This window comes from Achromobacter ruhlandii (genome assembly GCF_002082135.1).
Taxonomy (GTDB): domain Bacteria; phylum Pseudomonadota; class Gammaproteobacteria; order Burkholderiales; family Burkholderiaceae_B; genus Achromobacter; species Achromobacter ruhlandii.
The window spans coordinates 2,403,691-2,421,886 of the sequence record NZ_CP017433.1 but is presented as its reverse complement, the minus strand read 5'-3'; the positions used below and the strand labels follow the sequence as shown (position 1 = coordinate 2,421,886).

At 69.0% G+C, this 18,196-nt stretch carries 14 protein-coding genes; 6 read left to right on the top strand and 8 right to left on the bottom strand.

The window, feature by feature from the left end:
• Position 1 precedes the first annotated feature (1 nt).
• Positions 2 to 988, top strand: a complete 987-nt coding sequence (locus tag AruCF_RS10985; RefSeq protein ID WP_049073264.1) for a Bug family tripartite tricarboxylate transporter substrate binding protein — start codon at positions 2 to 4, stop codon at positions 986 to 988.
• Between the two features lie 73 nt (positions 989 to 1,061).
• On the opposite strand, the gene AruCF_RS10980 is transcribed toward AruCF_RS10985, so the two are convergent.
• From AruCF_RS10980 to AruCF_RS10970, 3 genes are all read right to left on the bottom strand, one after another.
• Positions 1,062 to 2,321 carry a hypothetical protein gene (locus tag AruCF_RS10980; protein WP_049073263.1) on the bottom strand — a complete coding sequence of 420 codons (1,260 nt, stop codon included), beginning with the start codon at positions 2,319 to 2,321 and terminating at the stop codon, positions 1,062 to 1,064.
• Positions 2,322 to 2,427: 106 nt separating this feature from the next.
• A complete protein-coding gene (locus AruCF_RS10975) occupies positions 2,428 to 3,789 on the bottom strand; it encodes an ATP-binding protein (protein WP_049073262.1) in 1,362 nt (453 codons plus the stop codon).
• Complete coding sequence (locus AruCF_RS10970; RefSeq protein ID WP_049073261.1) at positions 3,786 to 4,454, bottom strand: response regulator transcription factor; 669 nt, start codon at positions 4,452 to 4,454, stop codon at positions 3,786 to 3,788. The genes AruCF_RS10975 and AruCF_RS10970 overlap by 4 nt, the downstream gene beginning before the upstream one ends.
• Positions 4,455 to 4,594: 140 nt before the next feature.
• Here AruCF_RS10970 and AruCF_RS10965 point away from each other — a divergent pair, with 140 nt between their 5' ends.
• Both AruCF_RS10965 and AruCF_RS10960 read left to right on the top strand, forming a co-directional pair.
• Positions 4,595 to 5,368 (top strand): MipA/OmpV family protein, encoded by a 774-nt coding sequence (locus AruCF_RS10965; RefSeq protein ID WP_049073260.1) that lies wholly within the window; start codon positions 4,595 to 4,597, stop codon positions 5,366 to 5,368.
• 36 nt (positions 5,369 to 5,404) lie between these two features.
• The gene (locus AruCF_RS10960) at positions 5,405 to 6,127 is read left to right on the top strand and encodes a substrate binding domain-containing protein (RefSeq protein ID WP_080977400.1); all 723 of its coding nucleotides are present in this window, start codon (positions 5,405 to 5,407) and stop codon (positions 6,125 to 6,127) included.
• A gap of 89 nt (positions 6,128 to 6,216) precedes the next feature.
• On the opposite strand, the gene AruCF_RS10955 is transcribed toward AruCF_RS10960, so the two are convergent.
• Together AruCF_RS10955 and purL are read right to left on the bottom strand one after the other, a co-directional pair.
• Entirely contained in the window at positions 6,217 to 7,842 is a 1,626-nt protein-coding gene (locus AruCF_RS10955) for a methyl-accepting chemotaxis protein (RefSeq protein WP_049073258.1), read from the bottom strand.
• Positions 7,843 to 8,053: 211 nt separating this feature from the next.
• Positions 8,054 to 12,103, bottom strand: a complete 4,050-nt coding sequence (gene purL / locus AruCF_RS10950; RefSeq protein ID WP_049073257.1) for a phosphoribosylformylglycinamidine synthase — start codon at positions 12,101 to 12,103, stop codon at positions 8,054 to 8,056.
• A 367-nt stretch (positions 12,104 to 12,470) separates the two neighbouring features.
• Here purL and AruCF_RS10945 point away from each other — a divergent pair, with 367 nt between their 5' ends.
• The 3 genes from AruCF_RS10945 (at position 12,471) to AruCF_RS10935 (ending at position 15,422) form a co-directional block, all read left to right on the top strand.
• Entirely contained in the window at positions 12,471 to 13,022 is a 552-nt protein-coding gene (locus tag AruCF_RS10945; RefSeq protein ID WP_049073256.1) for a TRAP transporter small permease, read from the top strand.
• Positions 13,019 to 14,317 carry a TRAP transporter large permease gene (locus AruCF_RS10940; protein WP_049073255.1) on the top strand — a complete coding sequence of 433 codons (1,299 nt, stop codon included), beginning with the start codon at positions 13,019 to 13,021 and terminating at the stop codon, positions 14,315 to 14,317. The genes AruCF_RS10945 and AruCF_RS10940 overlap by 4 nt, the downstream gene beginning before the upstream one ends.
• A gap of 73 nt (positions 14,318 to 14,390) precedes the next feature.
• Positions 14,391 to 15,422: a DctP family TRAP transporter solute-binding subunit gene (locus AruCF_RS10935; RefSeq protein WP_049073254.1), complete on the top strand. Its 1,032-nt coding sequence runs from the start codon at positions 14,391 to 14,393 to the stop codon at positions 15,420 to 15,422.
• A 228-nt stretch (positions 15,423 to 15,650) separates the two neighbouring features.
• On the opposite strand, the gene greB is transcribed toward AruCF_RS10935, so the two are convergent.
• The 3 genes from greB to AruCF_RS10920 form a co-directional block, all read right to left on the bottom strand.
• Positions 15,651 to 16,202: a transcription elongation factor GreB gene (gene greB, locus AruCF_RS10930; protein ID WP_049073253.1), complete on the bottom strand. Its 552-nt coding sequence runs from the start codon at positions 16,200 to 16,202 to the stop codon at positions 15,651 to 15,653.
• An 89-nt stretch (positions 16,203 to 16,291) separates the two neighbouring features.
• Complete coding sequence (locus AruCF_RS10925) at positions 16,292 to 17,137, bottom strand: 3',5'-nucleoside bisphosphate phosphatase (RefSeq protein ID WP_049073252.1); 846 nt, start codon at positions 17,135 to 17,137, stop codon at positions 16,292 to 16,294.
• A 110-nt stretch (positions 17,138 to 17,247) separates the two neighbouring features.
• Positions 17,248 to 18,183, bottom strand: a complete 936-nt coding sequence (locus AruCF_RS10920) for an alpha/beta fold hydrolase (protein WP_049073251.1) — start codon at positions 18,181 to 18,183, stop codon at positions 17,248 to 17,250.
• Positions 18,184 to 18,196 lie beyond the last annotated feature (13 nt).

Here is an 18,196-nt window from a genome sequence, read left to right as displayed (position 1 = left end):
CATGAAACTGACCAAAACCGCAATCGCCGTGGCGTTGCTGAGCGGCGCCTCGCTGATCGCGGGCGCGGCCTCGGCGCAGCAGGCCGACTACCCCAACAAGCCCGTGCGCCTGATCGTGCCGTTCGCCCCCGGCGGCACCGCCGACATCATCGGCCGCGTGTTCGCCGCGCAGTTGGGCACCGAACTGGGCGCCACCGTGGTGGTCGAGAACAAGGCCGGCGCGGGCGGCTCGATCGGCACGCGCTTCGTGGCCGACGCCGCGCCCGACGGCTACATCCTGCTGCTCGCCTCGTCCAGCACCCACGGCACCAACCCGGCGGTGTACAAGAACCTGACCTACGACGCGGCGCAGGACTTCACCGCCATCACCCAGCTGGTGACCGTGCCGGGCGTGCTGAGCGTGACCAAGGACTTCCCCGCCGCCGACCTGAACGGCCTGATCGCCGCCGCCAAGGCCAACCCGGACAAGTACACCTACGCCTCGTCGGGCGCGGGCGGCCTGGGCAACCTGGCGATGGAGCTGATGAAATCGATGACGGGCGCCAAGCTCATGCACATCGCCTATCGCGGCGCCGGCCCGGCCTTCACCGACGTCATCAGCGGCCAGGTCTCGATGATCTGGGAACCCGTGCCGGCCTCGCTGCCGTACATCAAGGGCGGCCAGATCCGTCCCATCGCCATTGCCGCCGACACCCGTTCGCCCGAACTGCCCGACACGCCGACCTTCAAGGAAGCCGGCCTGCCGCGCTACGAGGCCAACGCCTGGAACGGCCTGCTGGCGCCCAAGGGTCTGCCGGCCGACGTGACGCAGAAGCTGCACGACGCCTCGGTCAAGGCGCTCAACAACCCCGAGGTCAAGGCCAAGCTGGCCAGCCTGGGCGGCACGGTGGTGGCCGGCACGTCCGAAGCGTTCAAGAACGTGATCGCCAGCGACGTGAAGAAGTGGAAGAACGTGGCGGCCGACGCCAAGATCCAACTGGATCAGTAAGGCTGTCAGGCGCCAGCGGTCTCGCGCCCGCCCCGCCGCGCTACAGGCGGCCGAGCGGTCGCGGTCCCTGCGCTTACTTGAACCGCGTCAGGTGGATCAGCATCGTCCGATCTGAATTGGCGCGCAGCAAGTCGGTCAGGCCCTGGGCGTAGTCAGGCATGGTCAGGTTGTGGAATGCCGTGCTGCCGCCGCCAACGCGCATTTCGAAATTGGCGGTCGTGTCGCCCACCTGCAGGGTGGGAACGCCTACGTCGCCGCCCGTTCGCCGCGGCACGATCGCGGCAATGATCGCATCCTGGCCGACCCTGGCCACCGAGCATTCCGTACTGACCGTCGGATTGAGCAGCAGGCCGCCCAGGCCCTCCTGATCCTGTTGGTCGAGCTTCTTTGGATCGATGATGAGGATCGCGGTGTTGAACATGCGAGCCGACAATATCTGCTCCGAGGGCGCGGTCAGCTCTCCCTGCCGTTCCGCGGCGACCGCAAAGCAGCCCCGGGCGGGATTGTGGGTGAGTGATTGGACCACCCGCTCGAGGCGAGCGGGATCCTCGAGATCCTGCGCCGAAATACGCACCAGGTTGTTGCAGACCACCTGGCTGCTCGACTCGTCGGCACTGACGATGGCGCGCGAGCCCAACTCGCTGCCAGGCTGCAACCCCTCCTCGATACGACGGCTCACCGCGTAAGAGGTCGGCACGGGGAACGCCGAGGTGGATGGCGCCACCGTGCCGCCCACGGGAATCTGGATATCCCCTTCCGTCCGCATATTGTCCAAGGCCTGCCGGGGATCCCGCACCGGCGGTGGCACATTCGGCGCCTCGGCCTTCAACTGGCCAATCATTTCCATCAACGCGGCATTGGCCTGGAGCGTCATCTGATGACGGTCGGCCATGGCGGAAACGTCGTCGCGCACTTCCTGCAGATGGCTGCGCAGCCGGGTCGCATCCTCGACCGAAGGCGTATGACCATGCCGGACCAGCGCCAAGGCGTCGCGCAGGCGCTCGTTGACGCGATTGAGCTGTTCGCCGTGGAGCTGCTCTTCTTCGCTCAACGCTCCCACCAGGGACAGGCATTCGTGGACCAATCGCTGCTGCCGCAGGATTTCGTCGGCGCCCTTGGCGACCGCCTCGCCATTCCTGGCATCGGGCTGGAACGCCGTGGGGTATTGCGCCTCAAGATTGGTCCGGTGTTCCTGCTTCGAAGCGGCGATGCCGTCCAGCAGTTGGGCCAGCCGGGAGTAATTGTTGGCCGTCTTGATATGGTCTTCCTGCAAATCGCTAACTTCATGCTGCAGATAATTCGCGCCTGACCGCAAGGCCGCAATGTCGTTCATGGAACTCCTCCGCGCATCGTTGTCCACGGGCAGGGAGCTGCCCGCATCTCGGTGAGTAACGAAGCAGCCGGCGAGGTTCCCTCGCCCGGTGCATGGCGGCCAAGCGTCAGGCCGACGCGAAGTTGCCGGGGAACGTGACCGTCAAGCCCACGCCGCGCCCGTTCAGGCCTGGCGCGAACGCCACGACCGCGCCATGGCGCGCGGCGATCTGCGCCACCAGCGACAGGCCGATGCCGCTGCCGCCGCCATTGGCGCCCGGGGCGCGGTAGAAGCGGTCGAACACCCGCGCGCGTTCGGCCGGAGCGATGCCGGGGCCATCGTCGGCCACCCGCAGCCAGGCCCCGCCGCCCTCGCCCGGCCCACACGCCACGGCGATCTGCCCACCCTCGGGGGTGTAGCGCAGGGCGTTGTCGAGCAGGTTGCGCACCAGCACCCCCAGCGTGTCCATGTCGCCGCGCGCGCCGCAGGCCTGCACGTCCAGCTGGATGCGCTGGCGCTTGCGCGCCGCTGCCGCTTCGCAATCGCGCACCAGCAGCACCACCAGCGTATCCAGCGCCACCGGTCCGGAATCCGCGCCGGATTCGCTGGCCGCGTCCATGCGCGCCTGGTCCAGCAATTGCTCGGCCAGGCGGGCGGTGCGCTGCGCCACCGCGCGCAGTGGCAGGGCGGCGTCGGCGGCCGGCGTGCCGGCGATGCGTTGCAGCAGCACTTCGGTCTGGGCGCTGAGCGCCGCCAGCGGCGTGCGCAGTTCGTGCGCGGCGTCGGCCAGGAAGCGGCGCTCGTGGTCCATGGCGGCCTGCAGGCGCAGCAACAGGGCGTTGATGGATTGCACGTAGGGATGCAGTTCGCCCGGCAGGCGGTCCAGCGGCAGGGGCGCCAGATCGAACGGCGCGCGCCGCAGGATCGCCTCGCCGGCCTGGTTGACCGGCCGGAAGGCCTGGCGCACCACGATCCAGGTGGCCGCCGCCAGCAACAGGAACAAGGCGGTAACGATGATCAGGCCGCGCTTGAACGCGGCCACCGTCTCGGCCCGCAGCACGCTGTCGGCGCGGGCCAGTTGCACCTGCACCTGGCCCGAGGCGTCGCTGAGCGAATACACGCGCCAGCTCTCGCCATGGATCACGCTGTCGCGGAAACCATCGTCGAAATGCGGATTGAGCGGCTGGGCCGGCGATTCCGGCGAGCGCAGCGCCAGGCGCCGGTCCGCCAGCGACCAGATCTGCACCGTGGTCCGCTCGCCACGGAAATGGCTGGACGGCGGCAACTTGAAACGTTCGTCCGGCCGTTCATCGAGCAGGCCGCGCCGCAGCGACAGGATGGTCTGGTTGGCCGAGTCGACCAAGGTCTGGTCGCGGATGCCGGTACGCGCCTCGTTCATGGCGTACTGCTGGCACAGGAACACCGCGGCCCAGGTCAACAACAAGGTCAGCAGCAGCGTGACGGTCAGGCGCTTGCGCAGCGTCTTCATGGCGCGTCCCCCGCGGCAATGCGATAGCCCAGGCCGTGCACGGTGGCGACCAGGTCCTCGCCGAGCTTGCGCCGCAATTGGTGCACATAGACCGCCACGGTATTGCTTTCGATGGTGCCGTTGCCGCCATAGACCGCGGATTCCAGCTGCTCGCGGCTGACGGTCTGGCCGGCGCGCTCCATCAGCGCCAGCAGGGTGCGGTATTCGCTGGCGCTGAGCGTCACCTCGGCGCCAGCTCGGGTCACCACCCGCCGCGCCGGGTCCAGCAGCACGTCGCGGCAGCGCAGGACCGAGACCACCGAATTGCTGCTGCGGCGCACGACGGCGCGCAGCCGGGCCAGCAGTTCGTCCAGCTGGAACGGCTTGACGATATAGTCATCGGCGCCCGCATCCAGCCCCTGCACCCGCTCGCTCAGGCGATCGCGCGCGGTGATGATGAGGACCGGCGTGGCGTCATAGCGTCCGCGCAGATGCTTGAGCACGGCCAGGCCGCTGCCGCCGGGCAGCCCCAGGTCGAGCAGCACGGCGCCATAGCCGTGGTCGACCAGCGCCAGCCGGGCCTCGGGCACGTCGCGCACCCAGTCCACGCGCATGCCCGCCTGCGCCATGCTGGCGCGCAAGGCGTCTCCCAGCATCGCATCGTCTTCCACCAGCAGAACTTGCAAGAACGCTCCCTGACTCTCCATGGCGTCGCATTGTGCCGCCCTGGATTTAAAGAATTTTTAAAAGCCGGCCCCGACAATGGCGCCTTGCCGCGCTCCGGCCATCGCCGGGCGCCCGCCCACGAGAAAGGAAAGTTCCCGCAATGAAGCTGGCTATGTTAGCAACTGGCGCCGCCACGGCCGCCGCCCTGGCCTGCGCCGCCGCCCCGGCCCAGGCCGATCAACCTGGCACCAATTTCATCGGATTGAGCGTCGGCTATGTGCCGGTCTACGAAGGCTCGCGCGAATACCGCGCCCTGCCGGTGCCGTTGGTCAACTACCACTCGGGCAATTTCTTCATCTCGCCACGCGCCGGCCTGCCTGCGATGGGCCTGCAGACCGCACTGGCGCCCGACTGGAAGGCGGGCGTGTTCGTCGGCATGGGCCTGGGCCGCGATTCCAGCGACGCCGACCGCACCAAGGGCCTGGACGACATCGATTTCCACGGCACCTACGGCGCCTTCGTCGAATGGGCGCCCGGCCCCCTCTCCCTGGGAGCCGCCTACCGCCAGGCCGCGCGCAGCGGCTACGGCGGCACGCTCGAACTGCGCGCCACCTACGCCGCCTGGCAGGAAGGCGCCCATCGCGTCAATATCGGCGCCAGCACGCAGTGGGCCAGCCACGACGCCATGCAGACCTGGTACGGCGTCACCTCCTCGCAGGCCGCCAGCAGCCGCGCCGGGCTGTCGACCTACTCGCCAGGGTCCGGCTTCAAGTCGGCGGCGCTGTTCGCCACCTGGTCGTACCGCATCAACCCCAGCTGGAGCACGATCACCACGCTGGGCGTGAACACGCTGCTGGCCGACGCGCGCGACAGCCCGCTGACCGAGCGCCGCGCCAATATGTTCGGCAGCGTCGGCGTGGTCTACGCCTTCTGAGCGGCCCCGGCCGCGCCTTCCCAGGAAACCCGCACCATGAAACCGCTGCCCAGGATGGAAGTGTTCGCCAAGGTCACCAGCGTCGGGGCTTTCGGCCGCGCCGCCGCGGCGCTGGGCATTCCACTGACACCGCTGCCGCGCCAGGTGGCCACGGCGGGCCGCGACGCCGGGCCGCTGCGCGTGGACCTGCCCGACGCCGGCACCCGGCAGGCGCTGGCGCCCCTGCTGGCGGCCTTCGCGGCGTGCCATCCCGGCCTGCGGTTCCAATTGCGCGTGACGCGGGCCGCGCCCGCGGCGCCGGATCGCCCCGATCTGACGATCCGGCTGGAACCGCCCACCGACCCGTCCTGGCTGGCGCATCGCCTGGGCACCCTGCGCGCCGGGCTCTATGCCGCCCCCGACTACCTGGCGCGGCGGCCCGCCCCCGAACACCCGGCGGACCTGGCGGCGCACGACTGCATCGGCGTGCATGCCGACGACCACGGCGCGCCCGCGCGCTGGCAACTGCGGCGCGGCCAGGACCGCGCCATCGTCATGACGCGCGAACGTTATTGCGTGGAGGATCCCGAGATGGCGCGGCAGCTGGCCGCGCGCGGCGCCGGCATCGCGCCGCTGCGCGACGGCGCGCCGGGGCTGGTGGCGGTGCTGCCGGATTGGGAGCTGGAACCGGTGGCGTTGTATGCGTTGACCAGCGCGCCCCGGCTGCCGGCGCGCACCCGCGCCTTGATCGCGCACCTGACGCGGGCGCTGGCGGACTGACCGCAACGACGGCGCGGCGCCACCTCATCAACAAGGCGCGGCACGCACAGGCGTCCCGCGCCCCGAAGGACGGCGATTCAGGCGGCCATTCAGGCGCCAAGCAGCGCCGGCTCGGCGCCGTGGCCCAGGGCCGGCGCCTCGGCATCGATCACGCGGCCGGTCTGCAGCTTGAACACCGCCACCGCGTCACGCAGGCGTTGCGCCTGGGTTTCCAGCGACGCCGCCGATGCCGCCGCCTGCTCGACCAGCGCGGCGTTCTGCTGCGTCACGCTGTCCATCTGCGACACCGCCTGGTTGACCTGCTGGATGCCCTGCGACTGCTCTTCCGAGGCGCTGGAGATCTCGTTGATGATGTCGGTCACGCGGCGCACCGACGCCACGATCTCCTGCATGGTGGCGCCGGCCGCTTCGACCTGGTCGGAACCGATCGAAACCTTCTGCACCGAATCGTCGATCAGGCCCTTGATCTCCTTGGCGGCCTGGCCGCTGCGCTGCGCCAGCGCGCGCACTTCGCTGGCCACCACCGCGAAACCCTTGCCCTGCTCGCCGGCGCGGGCCGCTTCCACCGCCGCGTTCAACGCCAGGATGTTGGTCTGGAAGGCGATGCCGTCGATCACGCCGACAATGTCGGCGATGCGGTTGGAACTGTCGGCGATGGCGCGCATGGTGCCCACCACATCGCCCACCGCCTGGCCGCCGCGCGTCGCCACGTCGGATGCCGCCGAGGCCAGTTGCGAGGCGCTGCGCGAGCTGTCGGCGTTGTTCTTCACGGTGGACGACAACTCGTCCATGCTGGCGGCGGTTTCCTCCAGCGAGGCGGCCTGCTGCTCGGTGCGCGAGGACAGGTCAATGTTGCCGGCCGCGATCTCGCGGGAACCGGTGTGGATCTCTTCCACGCCCTGGCGCACGGCGGCCACGGTGCGCGCCAGGCTGTCCTGCATGCGCTTGACGGCTGCGTACAGCACGCCGATTTCGTTGTTGCCGCGCTGCTCGATGCGGTTGGTCAGGTCGCCGCCGGCGATGCGATCGAACAGGCGGCCGGCCTCGTGCAGCGGCCGGAACACCGAACGCGCGAACACCGCGTACAGGCCCACCACCAGCACCGCCACCAGCACCAGCAGGCCGATCAGGAAGGCGATGGCGCCGTTGATGCGGGCGTTGGCTTCGCGCGCCACGCGCTTGCCGATTTCGTCGGCAAAGTCCACGTACTTCTGGATCGCCTGGGTGAAGGCGATGCCCAGCGGCGTGACCTTTTCCAGGTTCAGGCGGCTGGCGTCATGCGCCTTGCCGGCGCGGATCGCGGCGATCATCGGCGTGATCGCATCGCGCTGATAGACCTCATAGGCAGCCAGCGCCTCGTCGAACAAGGGCTTGCCGACGGGCGAGGTCTCGGGATTCTGGCGAGCGCTCTGGATCAGGTCGGCGGCCTTCTTGGTGTAGCCGTCCAGGCGCTGCATGCTCGCCAGGCTGTCGATGCTCTTGCCTTCCAGCAAGGTGGTCTGGGCCGCCAGCAGCACCAGGCGCGCCCGCAGCAGTTCGGAACCGGCATCGTCCACGGCGTTGGCCCGCACCAGGTTGGTGTCCAGCATCACCTCGATCGAGCTGCGGTTGGAGGTCAGCTGTTGGTAGACGGCGATGCCGGTGACCAGGAAAAGGGCGAAAAAAATACAGAGCGCGGTCGTCAGGACGGCGCGGATACTCAGATTCTTGAACATGGGGAGGGCCACTCGGGGGTTGCGGAGGGCAGCCTTGGGCGGCTGTCGGACTGTTTACGGCTTATTGCAATGAAAAGTTAAATATCTCATTGGGTTACATGGGTGGCGCCCCATAAGCCCGCCGACCGCCCATGAAAAAGCCCCACCGATACCGGTGGGGCTGTTGGTTGCCTCACTGCCTGCAACAGGCCGCCGCGGCGGCCGTCTTGCCTTATTTCAGCCAGGCGCGCGCGTTGCGGAAGATGCGCATCCACGGACTGAACTGGCCGCCGCTGTCGGCGTTGCCCCACTTCTCGGGCGCCCACGACATCATGACGTTGCGGGTCACGCGTTCCGGGTGCGGCATCATCACGGTGAAGCGGCCGTCGGCGGTGGTGACGGAGGTCAGGCCGCCCGGGCTGCCGTTCGGGTTGAACGGATAGGCCTCGGTGGCGTTGCCGCGGTTGTCGATGTAGCGCGCCGCCGCCAGCACGCGGCCGGCGTCGCCCTGCTGCGAGAAGTCGGCGTAGCCTTCGCCGTGCGCCACCGCGACCGGGATGCGCGCGCCTTCCATGCCGGCAAAGAAGATCGACGGCGACTTGGCCAGTTCGACCATCGACAGGCGCGCCTCGTACTTCTCGGACAGGTTGCGGGTGAAGCGCGGCCAGTGCTCGGCACCCGGGATCATCGGGGCCAGCGCGGCCATCATCTGGCAGCCGTTGCACACGCCCAGCGCGAAGGTGTCGGGGCGGGCGAAGTACGCCGCGAACTGATCCGACAGCTTGCTGTTGAAGCGGATGGTGCGGGCCCAGCCCTCGCCGGCGCCCAGCACGTCGCCGTAGCTGAAGCCGCCCACGGCCACCAGGCCCTGTACCTGCGCCAGGTCGACACGGCCCGACAGCAGGTCGGTCATGTGCACGTCGACCGCGTCGAAGCCGGCGGTGTCGAAGGCCCAGCCCATTTCCACCTGGCTGTTGCAGCCCTGCTCGCGCAGGATCGCCACGCGCGGGCGCTTGCCGCTGTTGATGAACGGCGCGGCCACGTCTTCCTGCGGGTCGAAGGCCACGTTCGGGCTCATGCCCGGATCCTGCGTGTCGTTCCAGACGTCCAGCTCGGCCTGGGCGCACGCGGGGTTGTCGCGGCGCGCCATGATGCGGTAGGAGACTTCGCTCCAGGCGCGGCCGAGGTCGGCGCGCGGCTGGCCCCAGACCTTCTTGCCGTCGCGGTAGAACTCGACCTCGTCGCCGCCGTTCAGGCCGCCGATGACGTGCGAGTGGGCCGACAGGCCGGCGCCGCGCAGCACCTGCATGACGGCGTCGCGCTGGGCGGCCGGCACCTGGATGACGGCGCCGGCTTCCTCGGCGAACAGCGCCTTGAGCGTCAGTTCGTCGCGCTGCACCGCCACCTGTTCCGGACGGATCTTGTAGTCGCCCCAATCGGCCGATTGCGGGTCGAAGGTCAGCATGTCCAGGTTGACCGAGATGCCGGTGCGGCCGGCGAAGGCCATTTCCACCAAAGTGGCGAACAGGCCGCCGTCGGAGCGGTCGTGGTAGGCCAGGATGGTGCCGGCCTCGGCCAGGGTGCGGATGGTGACGAAGAAGGCGCGCAGCGCTTCGGGCGAGTCTATGTCCGGCACGGTTTCGCCGACCTGGTTGTAGGTCTGCGCCAGGATCGAGCCGCCCATGCGGTGCAGGCCGCGGCCCAGGTCGATCAGGATCAGCACGCTGTCGCCGGCGTCGGTGCGCAGCTGCGGCGTGAGGCTGGCGCGCACGTCGCCGACCGGCGCGAAGGCCGTGACGATCAGCGACACCGGCGCCACCACCTGGCGCTGCTCGCCGTCCTGTTCCCAGGAGGTCTTCATGGACAGCGAGTCCTTGCCCACCGGGATCGACAGGCCGGCGGCCTGGCACAGCTCGCTGACAGCCGACACGGTGTCGTACAGCGCGGCGTCCTGGCCGTCGACGCCGCAGGCGGCCATCCAGTTGGCGGACAGCTTGATGTCTTCCAGACGCGCCACGTCGGCGGCGGCCAGGTTGGTCAGGGCCTCGGCCACGGCCATGCGGCCGGAGGCCGGCGCGTTCAGCATGGCGATGGGCGTGCGTTCGCCCATGGCCATGGCTTCGCCGCGGAAGCCCTGGTAGTCAGCCAGGGTGACGGCGCAGTCGGCCACCGGCACCTGCCACGGGCCGACCATCTGGTCGCGGCTGGAGAGGCCGCCGACGGTGCGGTCGCCGATGGTGATGAGGAACGACTTGTTGGCCACCGTGGGGTGGCGCAGCACGCGGTAGGCCGCTTCGGTCAGGTCGATGCCGGCCAGGTCGAGCGGCTCGGACACGCCCGGCAGGCGGCGCACGTCGCGCGTCATGCGCGGCGGCTTGCCCAGGATGACGTCGATCGGCACGTCGACCGGACGCACCTCGGCCTCGCCCTGCGGACGGATGGTGTCCAGGCCGGGCAGGCCCTCGCCGTCGACCACGCGCAGTTGGCGTTCCTCGGTGGCCACGCCGACCACCGCGTAGGGGCAGCGTTCGCGGCGCGCGATGGCGTCAAAGCGCTCCAGGTCCTTGGGCAGGATCGACAGGACGTAGCGTTCCTGCGATTCATTGCTCCAGATCTCGGCGGGCGACAGGCCGGATTCTTCCAGCGGCACGCGCTTCAGATCGAAGATGGCGCCGCGGCCGGCGTCGTTGACCAGTTCCGGGAAAGCGTTGGACAGGCCGCCCGCGCCAACGTCATGGATGGCGATGATGGGGTTGTTCTCGGCCTGCTGCCAGCAGCGGTCGATGACCTCCTGGGCGCGGCGTTCCAATTCGGGGTTGCCGCGCTGGACCGAGTCGAAATCCAGCTCGGCCGAGTTGCTGCCCATGCTGATGCTGGAGGCGGCGCCGCCGCCCATGCCGATGCGGAAACCCGGGCCGCCCAGCTGGATCAGCAGCGCGCCGGGGGGAATCACGTCCTTGTGCGTCAGGCCGGCGTCGATGCTGCCCAGGCCGCCCGCGATCATGATGGGCTTGTGGTAGCCCCAGCGGGTGCCGCCGGCGGTCTGCTCGAACGAACGGAAATAGCCCAGCAGGTTGGGACGGCCGAATTCGTTGTTGAAGGCGGCGCCGCCGATGGGGCCGTCGATCATGATGGACAGCGGCGAGGCGATGCGGTCCGGCAGGCCGTGGTGGTCGGCTTCCCAGGGCTGCGTGGCGTCGTCGAAGCGCAGGTGCGAGACGGTGAAACCGGTCAGGCCGGCCTTGGGCTTGGAGCCGCGGCCGGTGGCGCCTTCGTCGCGGATTTCGCCGCCCGCGCCGGTCGAGGCGCCGGGGAACGGCGCGATCGCGGTCGGGTGGTTGTGCGTCTCGACCTTCATCAGGGTGTGCACGGTGGTGTCGCGGCGGATGTACTTGGCGCCGTCGACGCCCTCGCCGGTCACGCCCGGCACGCCGGCCTGGAAGCGCTGCGCCGGACCGCCGGCCATGATGGCGGCGTTGTCCGAGTAGGCCACCACGGTGCCTTCCGGCTGCGCCTTGTGGGTGGCGCGGATCATGCCGAACAGCGTGTTGGGCTGCTCCTGGCCATCGATCACCCACTGGGCGTTGAAGATCTTGTGGCGGCAGTGTTCGCTGTTGGCCTGCGCGAACATCATCAGTTCGACGTCGGTGGGATCGCGGCCCAGGTCGCTGAACGACTTGGCCAGGTATTCGATCTCGTCATCGGACAGGGCCAGGCCCAGGGTGCTGTTGGCCTCGACCAGGGCGGCGGCGCCGCGCGCCTGCACGTCGACCGTGCGCATCGGCTTGCCGGCCAGCGGCTGGAACAGCGCCTGGCCGTCGAAGCTGGCGTCGACCACGGTTTCGGTCATGCGGTCGTGCAGGCAGTCGGCCGCGCGCGCCAGCATGTCGGCGTCGAACGTCTTGCTGCCCAGCAGGCCGCGCTCGGGCGTGATGACGTAGCGCACGCCGCGTTCGATGCGGTGCACGGCCGACAGGCCACAGTTGTGGGCGATGTCGGTGGCCTTGCTGGCCCACGGCGAGATCGTGCCCAGGCGCGGGATCACCAGCAGCGCCAGGCTCTTGGCCGGCGCCTCGCCGGTGGCGGGGGTGCCGTAGTCCAGCAATTGGGCCAGGTGCTGCTGCTGCTCGGCCGTCAGGGCGGCGTCGGTGCTGACGAAGTGCTCGTAGCGGGCGGAAATGTCGGCCACCGGCAGGCCGGCTTCCTTCAGTTGCGCCAGCAGGCGGTCACGACGAAAGGAGGACAGGACGGAGGAACCAGGCAGATGCTGAACAAGGGACACGATGCGGGCGCCGTATATAAGGAGGGAAGCAAAAGCAGGATTTTACCCCGCTTGGCGGGTTTTCCCGGACGGAAGCACGGCCCTGTCCCGATCCGGCCCGAATTCGTCCGGCTTTGGCCATTGTTACAAAAGAATTCCGCGACGTAACGTCCGACCTGCTGCACAGCAATATGACGGGCAAACCCCTGCCGCCATCACGGGTTATGGCGCATCGCCGCCCTGCCGGCGCGGCCCGCCTATTGCGACGCACCATGTTGCACCCATACCGCAGCGCGGGAAAACACGAACACCCCTGCCCTTGCCCCGACGGTAGGATGCAGCGACCCCATACCAAGAAAGCGCCCCGCCGCGCTGGCCGTCGCCTCACATGTCACGCCCCGAAGCCCCCGCCGAGCCTGTCGAACCGATCATCCCCGCCGAAACAGACCCCGCCGTGAAAGTGCCGCTGGCGATCGAGGACTGGCTGGCCGTGATCCTGCTGGCGGCGCTGGCCCTCATCACCTTCCTGAACGTGCTGGTGCGCTACTTCACCGACCAGTCGTTCGCCTGGACCGAAGAGATCTCGGTGTTCCTGCTGATCGTGCTGACCATGGCCGGCGGCAGCGTGGCCTTCGTGCGCAACCACCACATCCGCATCGAGATCCTGGCCGACAACGGCTCGCCGCGGCGCCAGCGCATCATGGCGCTGATCGCCAACTTCTGCGTGCTGGCGTTCTTCGTGCTGCTGACGGTGCTGTCGGTCAAGCTGGTGTCCGATGAATTCATCTACGAGGAAACCTCGCCCGCCATCGGCGTGCCGACCTGGTGGTATTCGATCTGGCTGCCGGTGATGGCCGCCGCCATCTCGCTGCGCACGCTGGGCACGCTGCGGCGCCTGTGGAAAGCGCCGCTGCCCAAGGCCGACGGAGGCCAGGCATGATCGCCGGCATCCTGTTCGCGGTCTTCATCGCGCTGATGCTGATCGGCGTGCCGGTCGGCGTGGCGCTGGGCATCGGCGGCACCGTGGCCATCGTGCTGTCCAACCTGGACACGCCCTGGTATGGCCTGCTGACCGTGCCGCAGAACTTCTACGCCGGGCTGGCCAAGTACCCGCTGCTGGCGATTCCCATGTTCGTGCTGGTCGGCTCCATCTTCGACCGCTCCGGCGTGGCCAAGCGGCTGGTGGATTTCGCCATCGCCATCGTCGGGCGCGGCCCGGGCATGCTGCCGCTGGTATCGATCGCCGTGGCCATGTTCCTGGGCGGCATCTCCGGCTCCGGCCCGGCCTGCGCCGCCGCGGTGGGCGCGGTGATGATCGCGGCCATGTCGCGCGCCGGCTACCCGGGGCCGTTCTCGGCCTCGGTGGTGGCGGCGGGCGCGGCCACCGACATCCTGATTCCGCCGTCGGTGGCCTTCATCATCTATTCGGTGCTGGTGCCCGAAGCCTCGGTGCCGGCGCTGTTCGCCGCCGGCATGGTGCCGGGGATCCTGGCCGGCCTGGCGCTGATCGTGCCGGCCGTGTGGCTGTCGCGCAAGCACAAGATGGGCATGCTGGAAGCGCACCTGCCGCGTCCGCCGTTCTGGAAGAGCCTGCGCGAGGCCTCGTGGGGCCTGGCCGCGCCGGTGCTGATCCTGGGCGGCATGCGCATGGGCTGGTTCACGCCCACCGAGGCGGCCGTGGTGGCGGTGTTCTACGGGCTGTTCGTGGGCATGTGCATCCACCGCACCATCAAGCTGCGCGACCTGTACGTGATCCTGCGCGAGGCCGCCGAGCTGTCGGCCGTGATCATGCTGGTGGTGACCCTGGCCGGCATCTTCGCCTGGGCCCTGTCCACCCTCAGCGTGATCGACCCGATCACCCACGCCATCGTCAATTCCGGGCTGGGCGAATGGGGCGTGCTGGCGCTGCTGATCCTGCTGCTGATGACCGTCGGCATGTTCCTGGACGGCATCTCCATCTTCCTGATCTTCGTGCCGCTGCTGATGCCGATCGCCAAGGCCTACAACTGGGATCCGGTGTGGTTCGGCGTGATCCTGACGCTGAAGGTGGCGCTGGGCCAGTTCACCCCGCCGCTGGCGGTCAACCTGATGGTGTCGTGCCGCATCGCGCGCGTGCCGATGGAATCGACCGTGCGCTGGGTGGTGTGGCTGCTGGGCGCGATGTTCCTGGTGCTGGTGGCGGTGCTGGTGTTCCCGCAGCTGGCGCTGTGGCTGCCGCACAAGCTGGGCTATTGAGGGACCCGGACCGGCTCGTCCGGCATGCATTCATGACAACAACAGACAGACCCGCAAAGAGAGGAGACGCAACATGAATTTCCGCAAGCTGATCGGCGCCACCCTGTGCGCCGCCGCCGTGGTTGGCCTGCCCGCCGCCGCGCAGGCGCAGAACTACAAGCCCGAATACAAGCTCTCCATCGTCGTCGGCACCACTTTCCCGTGGGGCCAGGGCGCCGAGATCTGGTCCAACCTGGTGCGCGAGCGCACGCAGGGCCGCATCAACATCAAGGTCTACCCCGGCACCTCGCTGGTGCAGGGCGACCAGACCCGCGAATTCACCGCCATCCGCCAGGGCGTGATCGACATGGCCGTCGGCTCGACCATCAACTGGTCGCCGCAGATCAAGCAACTGAACCTGTTCTCGCTGCCCTTCCTGATGCCGGACTACGCCGCCATCGACGCGCTGGTGCAGGGCGACGTGGGCAAGGAGATGTTCAAGCTGATCGAGAAGGCCGGCGTGGTGCCGCTGGCCTGGGGCGAAAACGGCTACCGCCAGCTCAGCAACTCCAAGCGCGAGATCAAGCGGCCCGAGGACATGAAGGGCATGAAGCTGCGCGTGGTCGGCTCGCCGCTGTACATCGACACGTTCACCGCGCTGGGCGCCAACCCGACCCAGATGAGCTGGGCCGACGCCCAGCCGGCGCTGGCCAGCGGCGCGGTCGACGGCCAGGAGAACCCGCTGTCGATCTACACCGGCTCCAAGCTCTACACCGTCGGCCAGAAATACCTGACGCTGTGGAACTACGTGGCCGATCCGCTGATCTTCGTGGTCAACCGCGAAGTGTGGAATTCGTGGTCGGAGAAGGACCGCGACATCGTGCGCCAGGCCGCGCTGGACGCCGGCAAGCAACAGATCGTGATCGCGCGCAAGGGCGTCACGCCGGAAGACCCGTCCTTGCTCAAGGAGATCGAAGGCCACGGCGTCACCGTGACCTCGCTGAGCCAGGCCGAGCACGACGCCTTCGCCAAGGTCACCCAGCCCGTCTACGACAAGTGGAAGAAGCAGATCGGCGAGGACCTGGTCAACCTGGCCGAGAAGTCCATCGCGGCGCGCAAGAAGTAATCCGGCCAGGACACGATACCGAACAAGCAGCAAGCCCCAGGGGAACGGCGGCGCAAGCCGCCAACCGAGGCAGGGACGTCAGATCCCGCCCACCAAAGACGGGCGCCGGCCACAAGCCGGCGCCCGTCGCCTTTTGGAGAGTTCGTTCCGGCCCGTGGGATCGCCCTTCGGCGCCTTCCCACTCATCGCCCGGCGGCGGGCGCCGCAACGCCGCCGCGTGGCATCGCGCTACCCCGGGTAGCGCACTTCCAGGATGTCCAGCTCCTCGATCCCGCCCGGCGTGCGCAGCACCACCGTGTCGCCCTCCCGCGCCTTGATCAGCGCCCGCGCCACCGGCGAAATCCAGCTGATCTTGCCGGCCAGGGGCTCGGCCTCGTCCACGCCGACGATGGTGACGGTATGTTCCTCGCCGGCCTTGTCCGAATACAGCACCGTGGCGCCGAAGAAGACCTGGTCGCGGTTCGGCTGGGCGGCCGGGTCGACCACCTCGGCGATGTCCAGGCGCTTGGTCAGGAAACGCATGCGGCGGTCGATCTCGCGCAGGCGCTTCTTGCCGTAGAGATAGTCGCCGTTCTCGGAACGGTCGCCGTTGGATGCGGCCCACGACACCACCTGCACCACCGCCGGCCGCTCCACGTTCATCAGGTGCGTCAGCTCGCCGCGCAGGCGCTCGTAGCCTTCCGGCGTCATGTAGTTCTTGGTGCCGGCCGGCAATGCCTGGGCCTGCGGCAGGTCATCGTCGTCCTCGTTGTCGGATTCTTTGACAAATGCTTTGTTCATGGCGGCGGCGCGGTCGACGCGCGATCAGTCAATTCAAGGGCGGCATGGACACGCCATGCCAGGAGCCGGGCGGCGGCGTGCCGCCCGCGCTAGAACCAGTCGTGCCAGACCGGTTTCAGGTCCGGCGGCAGCGGGGGCAGCCGGCCCAGGTCCATGCGGCTTTCCTTGGGGCTGTGGAAGTCCGACCCGCGCGAGGCCAGGAAACCATAGCGGCGCGCCACCTCGGCATACTGGCGCGCCTCTTCAACGGTGTGGCTGCCGGTCGTGACTTCGATGCCCACGCCCCCCAGTTGCAGGAATTCATCGAACAGCGCGGCGAACTGCAACGGCGTGTACTTGTAGCGCCCCGGATGCGCGATGACGGCCATGCCGCCGGCGCCGCGGATCCAGCCGACGGCCTCGGCCAGCGTGGCCCATTGCATGGGCACATGGCCGGGGCGGTCATCGCCCAGGTGCTTGGTGAAGACGGTCTGCACGTCGGGACAGTAGCCGGCTTCGACCAGATAGCGTGCGAAGTGCGTGCGGCTGATCAATTCCGGGTTGCCAGCGAACGGCAGCGCGCCTTCGTAGGCGCCGGGCATGCCCATGTCGGCCAGGCGCTCGCCGATGCGGCGGGCCCGCTCCGCGCGGCCTGAGCGCGTCTTGCGCAACCCCTCGACCAGCGCCGCGTTGGACGGATCGAAACGCAGGCCGACGATGTGCACCGTCAGGCCGGCCCAGGTCACCGAGATCTCCACGCCGGTGGCAAAGCGCATGCCGAGTTCGCCGGCCATGGCGGCCGCTTCGGCCAGGCCGCCGACTTCATCGTGGTCCGTCAGGGCCCAGACATCGACGCCGTTGGCGTGCGCGCGCTGCGCCACGTCGCGCGGCGCCAGGGCGCCATCGGACACGGTGGAATGGCAATGCAAATCGATGTTGAGGACGGGCGTGTTCATGAAGCCTATTGTAGAGAAGCCCCGCCCCCCTGGGTAGCGGCGCCGGCCAGCGGCGTCCCCAATATGATGGCCGCGGCCGTTGCGGAACAACTGAAGCGCCGCGGCGGCCGTCACGCCAACAGGAAATCCGCCACCGCCGTCACCTGGTCGTCGGCCATCAGCGTCGGCGCGTGGCCGACGCCCCGCACCTCGTGGACCTGGGCGCGCGGATTGCGCTGGCGCATTTCATCGACGGTGGCGCGGGTCAGCAGATCGGAATGCTCGCCGCGCACGATCAGGATCGGGCAGTCGACCGCCTCATACGAACGCCACAGGATCTGCTCGCCGGCGGCCAGTTCCTCGCCGGTCTGCAGCGCCATCGGCTGCGCCAGCGCCAGGTCGTAGTGCTTGACCCATTGGCCGCCCTGCTCGGGATAGACAAAACGCGCCAGGTGGTCCCACTGCGCGTCCGTGTGCGGGCCGAAGGTCTCGGAATTGGCGCGCATGGCCGCCACCGCCTCGGCAAACGAGGCGAAGGCGCCGGGCTCGCCCACGTACTGGCCGATGCGCGCCAGCGCGCCGGTCTCCAGGCGCGGGCCGACGTCGTTGAGCACCAGCTTCGACAGCCGGATGCCCTCCTGCGGCGGCAGCATGCCGGCATGCGGGCGCAGCGGCAGCATCGCCCGCGCGAACGCGGCGGCGCCGGCCAGTCCCAGGCCGATCAGCCCGCCCATGGAGGTGCCGACCCACGCCAGCGAGGCGGGACGCAGCCGGGCCACCAGGGTCGTCATGTCGGACACGTACTGCGGCACGGTGTAGAAGGCCGGATTGACCAGCCAATCGGAACGGCCGCGGCCGACCACGTCCGGGCACACCACCCGGTATCGACCGGCCAGGCGCCGCGCCAGCGTGTCGAAATCGCGGCCGCTGCGCGTCAGGCCGTGGACGCAGACCAGCACCTGGTCATTGGCCGGATCGCCCCACTCCCAATACGCCATGCGGTGCAGGCCCGCCGGGCTGGCACAGGTGACGAATTCCAAACGGGGTTCCAGGCTCGCATCCAGCATCGTTGTGCTCCAT

Coding starts and splice junctions, on each gene's coding strand:
- AruCF_RS10985 (WP_049073264.1), top strand. CDS start 2: ATGAAACTGACCAAAACCGCAATCGCCGTGGCGTTGCTGAGCGGCGCC.
- AruCF_RS10980 (WP_049073263.1), bottom strand. CDS start 2,321: ATGAACGACATTGCGGCCTTGCGGTCAGGCGCGAATTATCTGCAGCAT.
- AruCF_RS10975 (WP_049073262.1), bottom strand. CDS start 3,789: ATGAAGACGCTGCGCAAGCGCCTGACCGTCACGCTGCTGCTGACCTTG.
- AruCF_RS10965 (WP_049073260.1), top strand. CDS start 4,595: ATGAAGCTGGCTATGTTAGCAACTGGCGCCGCCACGGCCGCCGCCCTG.
- AruCF_RS10960 (WP_080977400.1), top strand. CDS start 5,405: ATGAAACCGCTGCCCAGGATGGAAGTGTTCGCCAAGGTCACCAGCGTC.
- AruCF_RS10955 (WP_049073258.1), bottom strand. CDS start 7,842: ATGTTCAAGAATCTGAGTATCCGCGCCGTCCTGACGACCGCGCTCTGT.
- AruCF_RS10945 (WP_049073256.1), top strand. CDS start 12,471: ATGTCACGCCCCGAAGCCCCCGCCGAGCCTGTCGAACCGATCATCCCC.
- AruCF_RS10940 (WP_049073255.1), top strand. CDS start 13,019: ATGATCGCCGGCATCCTGTTCGCGGTCTTCATCGCGCTGATGCTGATC.
- AruCF_RS10935 (WP_049073254.1), top strand. CDS start 14,391: ATGAATTTCCGCAAGCTGATCGGCGCCACCCTGTGCGCCGCCGCCGTG.
- greB (WP_049073253.1), bottom strand. CDS start 16,202: ATGAACAAAGCATTTGTCAAAGAATCCGACAACGAGGACGACGATGAC.
- AruCF_RS10925 (WP_049073252.1), bottom strand. CDS start 17,137: ATGAACACGCCCGTCCTCAACATCGATTTGCATTGCCATTCCACCGTG.
- AruCF_RS10920 (WP_049073251.1), bottom strand. CDS start 18,183: ATGCTGGATGCGAGCCTGGAACCCCGTTTGGAATTCGTCACCTGTGCC.